This is a genomic window from Acinetobacter sp. 1424608 (assembly GCF_000588255.1).
Lineage (GTDB): Bacteria > Pseudomonadota > Gammaproteobacteria > Pseudomonadales > Moraxellaceae > Acinetobacter > Acinetobacter nosocomialis.
Genome location: NZ_JFXL01000016.1, coordinates 63,827 through 75,693, shown reverse-complemented (window position 1 = coordinate 75,693; position 11,867 = coordinate 63,827). Strand labels below are relative to the sequence as shown.

The following is an 11,867-nucleotide window of genomic DNA, read 5'->3' as shown; positions in this document are numbered from 1 at the left end:
TCAGGCACAATAATTAAAGCTCATACTAAATTATAATTGAGGAGAGATCTTCTAATGACTGCTCAATCTGTCATTTTGCCATTACCATCTGATCATGCCCGTTTTATTGTTCTTCGTTTAAAAGATCTAACAATTGCTGAATTAAAAGAACAACTCGAAGCTTTATTCGAAACACGTGACCGTCTCATTACTCAGCATTCAGACGCGCAAATTAAAACAGCAGTCGCTTTTGGTCCAGAACTTTGGAAACAGCTTTACAGTCAATCTCCTGCTGGCTTTAAACAACTTGAACCAGAAAATGGTGCATTCAACATGCCCGTCGTACCAGCTGATGTGCTTATCCACATTGCCAGTATGCGTTCTGATATTTGTTTTGCTTTAAGCCAAGCATTTTTTGAAGGCATTAAAGATAAAGTTGAGGTTCTGGATGAGCGTGTTTGTTTCCGTTACTTCGATGGTCGAGATATTACTGGGTTTATAGATGGCACTGAAAATCCTCAATTTCCAGACGACCGCGCAGAAACCGCCCTCCTCCCAGAAAGTGCAGGAGTATTTGCAGATGGTAGTTTCATCTTTGCGCAGCGCTATGCACACGACTTGGAAAAATGGAAAAAACTTAAAGTCGACGCACAAGAAAATGTCATGGGCCGTACCAAGCTTGAATCTATTGAATTAGATGATGATGTTAAACCGGAAAATGCCCATGTCGCTCGTACTGTCGTTGAAGATGATGAAGGCGAAGAAATGGAAATTTTACGTCACAGCTTACCTTACGGTGACGGTCGAGGTGATCAAGGCTTATTCTTCATTGCCTACACCAAAGACCTAAACATTATTGATGCCATGTTAAAGCGTATGTTTGGTACAAGTGGCGATGGCATTCATGACCGCTTACTGCACTTCGTGACACCACTAGACGGCGCATATTACTTTGCACCAAGTGAAGAGTTGCTAGAAGAAATTTTAGAGGCTTAAAAGATAAAAAGAGGAGCTTAAGCTCCTCTTTTTATCTTCTCATTCTTAGAAAGGAATACGCTTATATTTACGGTATTCTGGTTTCCAGAATGACTGATCAATTTTCTGCTTAAGTAAATCATCACTAATGGTTACAGCCACGCCGTCTGCCATTGCAGCTTTTGCCACTTCAAATGCAATCACTTTAGACACCTGTTGAATTTCACCTAAAGGTGGCAATAAATCAGCTTGTGGATCTTTCAGCAACGGTGAACAGTCTGCTAAAGCACTACTTGATGCCATAAGCATGTTTTCTGTAACACGTTTAGCACCTGATGCTACTACACCTAAACCAATACCAGGGAAAATGTATGAGTTGTTGCACTGCGAAATATTGTAAAGCTTGCCGTGATGATTTACAGGTGCAAACGGACTACCCGTTGCAATTAGTGCCTTTCCTTCAGTCCACTCCACAATATCAGCTGGTACAGCTTCCACACGTGAAGTCGGGTTAGATAACGGCATCACAATTGGTCGTTCACAATTGGCAGCCATGGTCTTAATAATTTCTTCGGTGAATAGGCCTGGCTGACCAGAAACACCGATTAACACTGTAGGCTTGGCATTTTTAACAACATCAAGTAACGAAATTACTTCTTCAATGTTGCCCCACTGATCTACTACTTCAGCTTTTTGAGCTAACTTACGTTGGAAGTCTAATAGGTTCGGCTGGTTTTCAGTGATTAAACCAAAACGATCTACCATGTAAACACGAGCACGTGCTTCAGCATCGGTTAGACCTTCTGAAACCATTTGTGCAACGATTTGCTCTGCAATACCACAACCCGCTGAACCCGCACCTAAGAAAGCAATTGTTTGGTCTTTTAATTGTTTACCTGCTGCACGGCTTGCAGCAATCAAACTACCAACAGAAACTGCCGCTGTTCCTTGAATATCATCATTGAAACAACAAATTTTATCGCGATATTTTTCTAATAGCGGCATCGCATTTTTTTGTGCGAAATCTTCAAACTGGATGAGTGCTTTTGGCCAACGACGTTTTACAGCTTCAATCACCATATCTACAAATTCATAATACTCATCACCACTAATACGTGGTTGACGCCATCCCATGTAGATCGGGTCATTTAATAATTGAGGGTTATTCGTCCCTACATCAATTGTGATTGGCAATGTGTACGCAGGGCTAATACCACCACATGCGGTATAAAGCGAAAGTTTCCCAATTGGAATACCCATGCCGCCAATGCCTTGATCACCAAGACCTAAAATACGTTCACCATCCGTAATCACGATGACTTTAACGTTATTTTTATTAACATTCTGCAAAATATCATCAATCACATCGCGATCTGGATATGAAATAAAAACACCACGATGACGGCGATAGATATCAGAGAAACGTTGACATGCCTCACCTACGGTCGGTGTGTAAATAATTGGCATCATCTCTTCAAGATGATTTTCAATTAAATGGTAGAACAGAGTTTCGTTGGTATCTTGGATATTACGTAAATAGATGTGCTTATTAATATCATCATTGAAAGCGCAATATTGCTGATAAGAGCGTTGGCTTTGCTCTTCAATAGTTTCAATAATATGTGGTAGTAACCCGTGTAAGTTAAAGTTACTTCTTTCTTCTTGAGTGAAAGCGGACCCTTTATTTAAAAGGGGTAACTCTAAAAGTGTATAGCCTGCATAAGGGATATAAAGTGGGTGTTTACTTGGGTGTCCTGATATCATTGCCTATCTCATTTTCCAGCTTAGAACTCCGAAAAGTACAGTTTCAGCACTCTCTAAAGCTCGTTGTATGCGTAAGCTTAAGACTATTTAATACAAAATAGGTATTTTAAACCGTGATATTGAAATTGAATACTATTTAGAAAAAACATACAACAAAATTAATATTAAAAATTAATTACTTACATTTTTCATTTTTTTTAAAATTATTCTTAATTAACTCTATATCTGACTTAAAATCTTATATTTTCTTACTAGCTTACATTTTCATAAAAAATACCAAGTGTTTTACTACCTTATAATTTAAAAAATATTGCCTACAAAGCCTGTATTTACGTATTTTCAGAATTGAATCACATTCATTTTTTAATATTTACAAAAAAAATAGTTATACGGAACTTCAAGAAAGAAATTAAATGAAAGCGTTAAATGCACTCCCCTAACTCATAGGAAATTTGCTATATTTGACGTTTTTCTGCGACATCTATTTTCGATTGATATGAATACGGCAATACAAGCAGCTCTCGACCATGCAGTGCAAACCCTTCAGCAAGAAGGTGTGCTTCCTTCGGATTGGAATAATTCAAGCAATTTAACGCGCACCAAAGACCGAAGCCATGGCGACTTTGCTTCTAATATTGCCATGATTGGCTCTAAAGCTGCTGGTATGAAACCACGCGATTTAGCTGAGAAAATTCTAGCAGCATTACCAGAAGTTGCAGACATCAGCAAAGCTGAAATCGCAGGTCCTGGTTTTATCAATTTCTTTTTAAATGCAGACCAACGTTTTGCGATTCTTGATCAAATTCAAGCTCAAAAAGAAAGCTTTGGTCGTAGTCAATCAAATGCGGCTAAAAAGATTCAGGTTGAATTTGTTTCTGCAAACCCGACATCTAGCCTACACGTAGGTCACGGTCGCGGTGCTGCTTATGGTATGACTGTTGCAAACTTACTTGAAGCAACAGGTGCTAAAGTTGATCGCGAATATTATGTAAATGATGCTGGCCGTCAAATGGATATTTTGGCGACTTCTACCTATTTACGTTATTTAGAATTATTGGGTCAAAATCTTGTATTCCCAAAAAATGCTTATCAAGGCGACTACGTTAAAGAGATCGCCCAAAGCATTATCGACAAAGATAACAATGCATATGTTCGTGATGTAGCAGACGTCTATAAAGATGTACCAGAAGATGTGCAATATGCTGAAGAGCTAGATAGTGAAGGCAACAAAGTCGTGTTATCTGGTGATAAAGAAAAGCATATTGATGGCCTTATTGCCAACTCACAGCAGTTATTAGGTGAAGGCTACCGTGTTTTCCATCAAGCAGCTCTTCATGCCATTTTAGATGATATTAAAGATGACCTTGCTGACTTCGGCGTAACCTTTAACCAATGGTTTAGCGAAGCGTCTCTTAGCGCAAAAATTAACGAAGCGTTGGAAACACTTGATCAACGTGGCTTCTTGTATGAAAAAGATGGCAACATCTGGTTTAAATCGACTGAATTTGGCGATGAAAAAGACCGTGTTGTTAAACGTCGTAATGGTCAAACGACTTACTTTGCATCTGACATTGCATATCACTTAAATAAACTACAACGTGGTTATACTGACCTTGTTGATATTTGGGGTTCTGACCACCACGGTTATATCTCTCGCGTAAAAGCTGCGATTGATGCAATGGGTTATGACTCGAAAAAATTAACTGTTCTTTTAGTTCAGTTCGTAAGTTTATGGCGCGGTGGTGAGATGGTTCAAATGTCATCTCGTTCGGGTCAGTTCGTGACTTTACGCGACTTACGCAAAGAAGTTGGTAACGATGCTGCCCGTTTTTATTATGTAATGCGTAAGAGCGAACAACACATTGACTTTGACCTTGACCTTGCTGTGTCACAAAGTAAAGATAATGCGGTGTATTATATTCAATATGCTCATGCACGTATTTGCCGTATGTTAGAAAAAGCAGCAAGCACTGGCTTACAATTTAAAGTAAGTGCAGCTCGTTCACATGCTGCGCGCTTGTCACTTGATGCAGAAATTGAAATTCTTGCTAAACTGGCTGCATATCCAGACGTTGTATTACGTGCTGCTAATGCGTATGAACCACACCAAGTAGGTAACTACTTAAAAGAATTAGCTGCGCTATTCCACGGTTGGTACAATGAGCATAAAGTTCTAAGTGATGATGCTGAACTTACACAAGCACGCTTATTACTTTCAATCAACGTACAACAAGTACTGCGCAATGGCTTAGAATTACTCGGTGTTTCTGCACCTGAAGCCATGTAAGTTCATGTTGGGGTATTTGGCAAAGTCATATACCCCTTCGTGTTGCAAGAAATAACGCTTTGTAAGGACTTCACCTATACAAAGCGATGTTTTAAAGTAAACGAGAACTAAACTCGAAATAAAACAATCAAAAGACAGAGGAATAATCCACGTGTTTGGCAAAACGCAACGCGGTGTATCTGAAAGACCTAATAAGCCTAAAAAGCCTTTAATTCCTAAATGGTTAGGGACACTTGTCGCTATTTTAGCGGTCTTATGTATCGCAGTAGTGCTCATGCTTTGGAAACCGTGGCAACCTGTTTCTTCAAAAAACCAGATTACTTCTGACCACTACAAAGAAGAAGAAACCAATAAAGATTACCGTTTTTACGATTTATTACCTCAACAGCAAGTTACCCCTATTCCAGAACAGGCTATTCCAGAAAGTAAAAACCAAGGTACTGCTATGATTGTTGAGGCACCTAGTACTGCTCAACCTGCTGCATCAGAATCTGTTGCTAATACTGATGACAATACTGACTCTACAGCTGCTGCACCTCAACAACCAAATTATATTTTACAAGTTCGTAGCTATGCTGACCCAGATCAAGCAGATGCTCGACGTGCAGAGATCATTTTAAATGGCTTATCAGCTGATGTAATTAAAAGCTCTGAAAATGGAAAGACTTGGTACCGTGTTATTTCTGGTCCATACGATACCCAAGAAGCTGCTCTTGCTGCTCAGCAAACCTTACAGCATAGCGGCATTGACTCTATCGTAATTAAACGCAAATAAAGATTAAGTAATAAAAAAGGAACAAGTATTTGTTCCTTTTCTTTTATATATCAGCACAATTTCTTTCGTTTGACCCCAAACCTTTCTGTCTTGCTTTTTGAAATGCTGGTCTTTGCTGAATCCGATGCAAAAATGCCTGAATATGCGGATATTTGCCTTGAAGACGGGACTGTAGAGCCTCTAATGGAAAGCTCATTTGAATATCGGCAAATGAAAAATCCCCTGCAAAATACTCATGCTCAGACAAGTAGTTTTCTAAAAAACTAATATGATCTTTCATACGTGGACGAACAAAATTTGCTTTAACCCCTTCTGTAATTTTCTTTGCTACAGGTTGAATTAACCAAGGTACATGTTTATTCACGTTATTCATCACTAGAGTCATGACCAATAAGGGCATAAGTGACCCTTCGGCATAGTGCATCCAGTAAATATACTGCTGCAAATCCTGAGCTTGCTTAGGTTTAAACTGCTGATTTTGATCATAACGTTGCTGCAAATACTCTAAAATAACAGCTGATTCTGCAATAACTTGCTCATCGTCTGTCAAAATTGGCGCTTTGCCGAGCGGGTGGATACATTTCAAAGTTTCTGGTGCTGAATAGTTGGGAAGACGTTGATAATAATGAATATCATAATCTAAGCCTAACTCTTCTAAAGCCCATAAAATCCGAAACGATCGCGAACATTCCAGGTGGTGTACACTAATCATGATACTGCCTACTTTTATTTTTCTTTTTTACATAAAAAACAGCATGTGAACATGCTGTTTTATTCCATTTGTGGGATGGATATAAAATCATCCACCGCAACAAAATAGCATTTTTATGCTGCAACAAGCACAGTATGAATGTCTAAACTACGTAACAAAGTTTTAGTTACTGGCGTTTTACTACATACCGTTAAGATTTTTTGTTGAAGCTCTTCGTTCGGCAACTCTTTAAAAACAATACGACGCTCGATATGTTCTTCATGCTCACGATTGGTATGAAAATCAATTTCAACCGAAAACTCACCAAAGTCATAATCTTTATGCTTTGCATACATTCTTAAAGTAATGAGTGTACAAGCTGCCAGACTTCCAGTCAGCAAATCATAAGGTGCTGGACCTTGATCATGACCTTCTAACTTTTCTGGCTCATCACAAAAGTATTGATGGCGGCCACTGGTAATCTCACCCTTCCACTGTTCAGCAAGTGGCTTTGCTTTACTGCTCGCGATTACTGCTGTCATTTTGATGCTCTCATTTGATCTGGAAGAACTGGGGCTTCTAAACGTGCGCCAACATAATCGGGAATTTCGCCAAAACGTACATCATGATTAATCCACTGCTCACGCGCTTCTTTTAAATCATCCATAGTACGTGCTACAAAGTTCCACCATAATAAGATTGGAGTTTCAAAAGGTTCACCACCAATTAATAACACACGGTTCCCTTTCTTTACTTCAATCTCAATTTCACTCAACCCCGTGTCTAATACCACCATATTGTCAGCAGTAAGTTCATGGCCATTCACATGAGCAACCCCATCTAATGCCATAAAACCATATTCAAACTCAGGATTTAATGGAATACGTGTTTTAGTATCACGGGTAGCAATTAAATCAACACCTATTAATGGTGTATGCACCACGACTGGAGAAGTCGTCTCTAAATATTCACCCACAAGTACAGTAAATTCTAGACCATCTTTTTCAACAACAGGCAACTCAGGATAATGTTCAAATTTCGGATCCATATTGCGCTTATGATCAGGTAAAGCAATCCAGAGCTGCGCAGCATGCATTTGGGTTTCAGTATCAGGTGCAACTTCTGTATGAGAGATACCATGACCCGCTGTCATTAAATTAACTTGTTTAGGACGAATTAATTGTTTTGAACCTAAGCTATCGGTATGCATCATGGTGCCTTCAATCATCCATGTGAAGGTTTGCAAACCAATATGCGGGTGCGGCCCCACATCTAAACCATTACCTGCAGGAAATGTTACCGGGCCTGCATGATCCAGAAAACACCACGCCCCAATCATTCGCTTTTGTCGACTAGGTAAAGCCCGCTTAATCACCGTCCCCTGTCCAATTTCAGCAGAGCGAATTGGAAATTCCTGAATGAATTGATTGGCAAATTTCTCGCAATCCTTTGAATCAGAAATATCGTAATCGTTATTATTGCTCATGATATTACTCTCTTTTACCTATGCTTTTGCAATGAGTTGTTATAATGATCTTAACAATACACTTATTATTCAATATAGTCTTTTAGTAATACACAGGGTCTTATGAATGAGACAATCGATTTTTAATTATAAAATAGAAAATAATTAAAGCTGCTTTAAGCAGCTTAAGATGATTGAGTTTTAACGAGCTGTTTTAGATTTTTCATAAATTGCCCGAACTGGGGAAAGAACTCTTGAAACAGTGGATGGTCCCGATTTTCCAACATGACTTCACTAAAAAGTTTTAGACCAACTCCAAAAGATTTCGTAGTTTGATCATCGAAAAATTCTGCGTTCTTTAACTTTTCAACAATCTCAAAAATGTCATCATGATTACCAGTATAGAACTCGAGCCTTTCCGTATAGTTAGAAACTTCGCCTTTGGCATCTTTTAAATGTTGTACAGTAACGTGATATTGATGCTGTTTCATATATAAATTCTCTATTAAAAATTAATGGTTTTGGATAATTTCAATCTGCTTCAAGTCAACTTGAAATTGAGTAAATACAGATTGCAAACTCGCTAGAAATTGTTCTTGTTTCGCTTGTGTCAACTCTGCACAATAAATTTGTAGAAGTTGATTATTGGCTAACTCTGATAAATTAAATTTCGCTTCACCACGCTGAAATTGAGTATTTGAGATTAGGCCTGCTCCTTCCAAATCACCGACCACCCGATAAACTGTTGCCAAGCTCAACTTCTGTTTTTGGATATAGAGCTTTTGATAAATCTGTTTAACCGTTAAATCTTCCGCTTGCTCCTGAATTAAAGATAAAACAACAAGTCTTGGATGAGTGACTTTTAGGCCCGCTTCTTTGATTTTTTGCTGTAGCTCTAGCATGGCTTATCTCAACTTATAGACGCCCGATTGCAACCGCAGCCTGATCAATTTTTTCGGCAATTTGATAGATCTGCTCTTGCTTCAAGTCAGTAGTATTCAATTTCAAACGTAAGGCTGTTTTCAAATTTTCCATGGCACGGTGAATTTCAATTAATTGATCATTACTGTGAATTTCACGTCTTAAGCGTAATTTTTCTAACAGTGCATTTAACTTATCTTTTTGTTCAGTTAAATAAGCCTCACCAAACTCCGTAATTTGATATTGCTTACGCTCTATATCTAACAAGTTAATTAGGTTCATTTCTTCCAGACTGGTTAAAGTCGGATAAATTGTTCCTGCACTTGGGGTATAGCCATCGCCTACCAAATCACTGATTTCTTTAATAATTTCATAGCCATGCTTAGGACTTTGCTGAATAAGATGAAGGACTAAAAGTTTAATTCGTCCAGCTTCAAAAAGTCTTCCACGGCGTCCTGAACGGTGATGGCCGTGATGATGGTCATTATGTTCAGCATGATGATGTTCTGATTGTTGTCTCATCTTTGAAGGTTCTCTAATATGCTTAATTTATAATTATTAAGATATATCTTAATATATCTTTTATCAAGTATAAGTAATATTATACGACCTATTGTATTGATAGTTATTAAGATTAATTTTTATCTTTAAAAGTTAAGCAATAAAAAAGAGTGCTTAAGCACTTTACTAGGTAGTTTCCTGAGAAGAAATTTAAGCTGACGAAAGAAAAGAATATTTATGATGAATTTCTTATAAAATGTAATATGTTAATTTTTCTCTTTAATCATAAATAATATGCACTTGTGTTATGTAAGCGATTTAACATTAGCAGATGCGTCTAATTTAGTTAGACTTTATACAAATGATACGACTAGAAAGTATTTAGGTGGCCCATTGGAAGTATCTCTAGCTCAAACGCGAGCACATGCTGATATTAATACTCCAAGTAAATTACCTATTTGGGCAATTCGATCTTCTACTGATCATAATTTTTTAGGAATTATATCTCTGGATACTCATCATGACGGTTCAGATATCGAAGTATCATATGAATTGCTGCCGGAATATATGGGATATGGATATGCAACTCAAGCACTTGAATTTGTTTTAAATTATTCATTTAATGAGTTAAATCTTAAGAAAGTAATAGCTGAGACTCAAACACAGAACAAAGCATCAATCAAATTACTAGAACGTGTTGGAATGGTTTTTGAGAAATCAGTAGAATGTTTTGGTTCAAATCAAAGTATTTTTTTTATTACTAGTCACCAGTATATCGATAAACATAAATAATGCTTTTATCAATAGACATAAAAAAGGCAGGATTAAATCCTGCCTTTTCATTTGATTATTCCCACTCAATCGTTGCTGGTGGTTTAGATGACACGTCGTATACCACACGTGATACATCTTTAATTTCATTCATAATACGCGTTGAGATTTTATCAACCAATTCGTATGGTAAATGTGCAAAACGAGCTGTCATAAAGTCAACTGTTTCAACTGCACGAAGCGCAATTACCCAAGCATAACGACGGCCATCACCTACTACACCAACTGACTTAACAGGTTGGAACACAGCAAACGCTTGAGCAGTTTTATCATACCAACCACTGTCACGAAGCTCTTGCATGAAGATGTCATCAGCAAGACGAAGAATATCTGCATATTCTTTTTTCACTTCACCCAAAATACGAACGCCTAAACCAGGGCCTGGGAATGGATGACGGTAGATCATGCTATGCGGTAAACCAAGTGTAGTACCTAATTTACGTACTTCATCTTTAAACAAGTCACGTAAAGGTTCAACCAATTCAAATGCTAAATCGTCTGGTAAACCACCCACATTGTGGTGAGATTTAATAACGTGTGCTTTACCTTGTTTGCTTGCAGCAGATTCAATTACGTCTGGGTAAATCGTACCTTGCGCCAAGAATTTCACGCCATCAAGTTTACGTGCTTCTTCAGCAAATACTTCGATAAATTCACGGCCAATGATCTTACGTTTTTTCTCTGGATCAACTTCACCAGCCAATGCATTTAAGAAACGTTGTTCAGCATCTGCACGAATTACTCGGATACCCATGTTTTCGGCAAACATTTGCATCACTTGGTCACCTTCGTTTAAACGAAGTAAACCGTTATCAACAAATACACATGTTAACTGATCGCCAATTGCTTTGTGCAAAAGTGCAGCAACAACAGATGAGTCAACACCACCAGAAAGCCCCAAAAGAACCTTTTCATTACCGATTTGTTCACGTAATTGTTCTACACGTAAATCGATAATGTGTTCAGGTGTCCAAAGGCCACCACATCCACAAATTTTATGAACGAAGTTTGCAAGTAACTCTTCACCTTTTGCCGTGTGCGTTACTTCTGGGTGGAATTGCACGCCATAGAAACGACGTGCTTCATCACTTACAGCAGCAACTGGACAGCTTGGTGTGCTTGCAGTAATTGTAAAGCCTTCTGGAATTTTGCTCACTTTGTCGCCGTGGCTCATCCAAACGTGTAACTGGTTTTCGCGGTCTTGTAAGTTGCCAATAAGTTGGTCACGTTTAACGATATCAACTTCGGCATAACCAAACTCATGTACAGTACCCGGCTCAACTTTACCGCCTAACTGTTCAGACATGGTTTGTAAACCATAGCAAATACCCAATACTGGAACGCCTAATTCAAACACCACTTGCGGTGCTCGTGGGCTGCCCTCTTCATGCACACTCTCAGGTCCACCTGATAAAATGATACCGTTTGGCTTAAAAGCACGGATGTCTTCTTCAGACATATCAAAGGCATACATTTCAGAGTAAACACCAGCTTCACGTACACGACGTGCAATGAGCTGACTATATTGAGAGCCGAAATCCAGGATCAGGATACGATCTTCAGTAATTTGAGTATTGGTAGTCATGACAAACCACTAAATGGCAAAAGAATTAAGCGCGCCATTTTAACATTTTTCACGCTTCGGCGCACCGCAAATCATCATATATCTTATTTTTTT

At 38.4% G+C, this 11,867-nt stretch carries 12 protein-coding genes; 4 read left to right on the top strand and 8 right to left on the bottom strand.

The window, feature by feature from the left end; translation table 11 throughout:
• The first annotated feature begins 54 nt into the window (after positions 1-54).
• Entirely contained in the window at positions 55-975 is a 921-nt protein-coding gene (locus J678_RS18300; protein WP_006582305.1) for a Dyp-type peroxidase, read from the top strand.
• 45 nt (positions 976-1,020) lie between these two features.
• Here J678_RS18300 and J678_RS18295 read toward each other — a convergent pair whose 3' ends face one another.
• Positions 1,021-2,718, bottom strand: coding sequence for an NAD-dependent malic enzyme (locus J678_RS18295; protein WP_016803499.1), 1,698 nt, complete (start codon positions 2,716-2,718; stop codon positions 1,021-1,023).
• 496 nt (positions 2,719-3,214) lie between these two features.
• Here J678_RS18295 and argS point away from each other — a divergent pair, with 496 nt between their 5' ends.
• Complete coding sequence (gene argS / locus J678_RS18290; RefSeq protein WP_031956077.1) at positions 3,215-5,005, top strand: arginine--tRNA ligase; 1,791 nt, start codon at positions 3,215-3,217, stop codon at positions 5,003-5,005.
• A 151-nt stretch (positions 5,006-5,156) separates the two neighbouring features.
• Positions 5,157-5,780 (top strand): SPOR domain-containing protein, encoded by a 624-nt coding sequence (locus J678_RS18285; RefSeq protein WP_004711056.1) that lies wholly within the window; start codon positions 5,157-5,159, stop codon positions 5,778-5,780.
• 43 nt (positions 5,781-5,823) lie between these two features.
• On the opposite strand, the gene J678_RS18280 is transcribed toward J678_RS18285, so the two are convergent.
• The 6 genes from J678_RS18280 to J678_RS18255 all read right to left on the bottom strand — a co-directional run bounded on the left by J678_RS18280 (position 5,824) and on the right by J678_RS18255 (position 9,379).
• Positions 5,824-6,492, bottom strand: a complete 669-nt coding sequence (locus tag J678_RS18280) for a glutathione S-transferase (RefSeq protein ID WP_002054180.1) — start codon at positions 6,490-6,492, stop codon at positions 5,824-5,826.
• Between the two features lie 113 nt (positions 6,493-6,605).
• Positions 6,606-7,013, bottom strand: coding sequence for an OsmC family protein (locus J678_RS18275; protein WP_002054254.1), 408 nt, complete (start codon positions 7,011-7,013; stop codon positions 6,606-6,608).
• Positions 7,010-7,957, bottom strand: coding sequence for a pirin family protein (locus J678_RS18270; RefSeq protein WP_031956079.1), 948 nt, complete (start codon positions 7,955-7,957; stop codon positions 7,010-7,012). Before J678_RS18270 ends, J678_RS18275 begins: the two co-directional genes overlap by 4 nt.
• A 164-nt stretch (positions 7,958-8,121) precedes the next feature.
• On the bottom strand, positions 8,122-8,427 hold the full coding sequence (locus J678_RS18265; RefSeq protein WP_002054242.1) for a DUF3861 domain-containing protein: 306 nt from the start codon (positions 8,425-8,427) through the stop codon (positions 8,122-8,124).
• A 21-nt stretch (positions 8,428-8,448) separates the two neighbouring features.
• Positions 8,449-8,838 carry a Fur family transcriptional regulator gene (locus J678_RS18260; RefSeq protein WP_031956081.1) on the bottom strand — a complete coding sequence of 130 codons (390 nt, stop codon included), beginning with the start codon at positions 8,836-8,838 and terminating at the stop codon, positions 8,449-8,451.
• A 13-nt stretch (positions 8,839-8,851) separates the two neighbouring features.
• Positions 8,852-9,379: a PadR family transcriptional regulator gene (locus J678_RS18255; RefSeq protein ID WP_001249775.1), complete on the bottom strand. Its 528-nt coding sequence runs from the start codon at positions 9,377-9,379 to the stop codon at positions 8,852-8,854.
• 273 nt (positions 9,380-9,652) lie between these two features.
• Here J678_RS18255 and J678_RS0104490 point away from each other — a divergent pair, with 273 nt between their 5' ends.
• Positions 9,653-10,150, top strand: coding sequence for a GNAT family N-acetyltransferase (locus tag J678_RS0104490; RefSeq protein WP_031956082.1), 498 nt, complete (start codon positions 9,653-9,655; stop codon positions 10,148-10,150).
• A 55-nt stretch (positions 10,151-10,205) separates the two neighbouring features.
• Here the strand turns inward: J678_RS0104490 and guaA are convergent, their stop codons facing one another.
• Entirely contained in the window at positions 10,206-11,774 is a 1,569-nt protein-coding gene (guaA, locus tag J678_RS18250) for a glutamine-hydrolyzing GMP synthase (protein WP_002054280.1), read from the bottom strand.
• Positions 11,775-11,867: the final 93 nt, after the last annotated feature.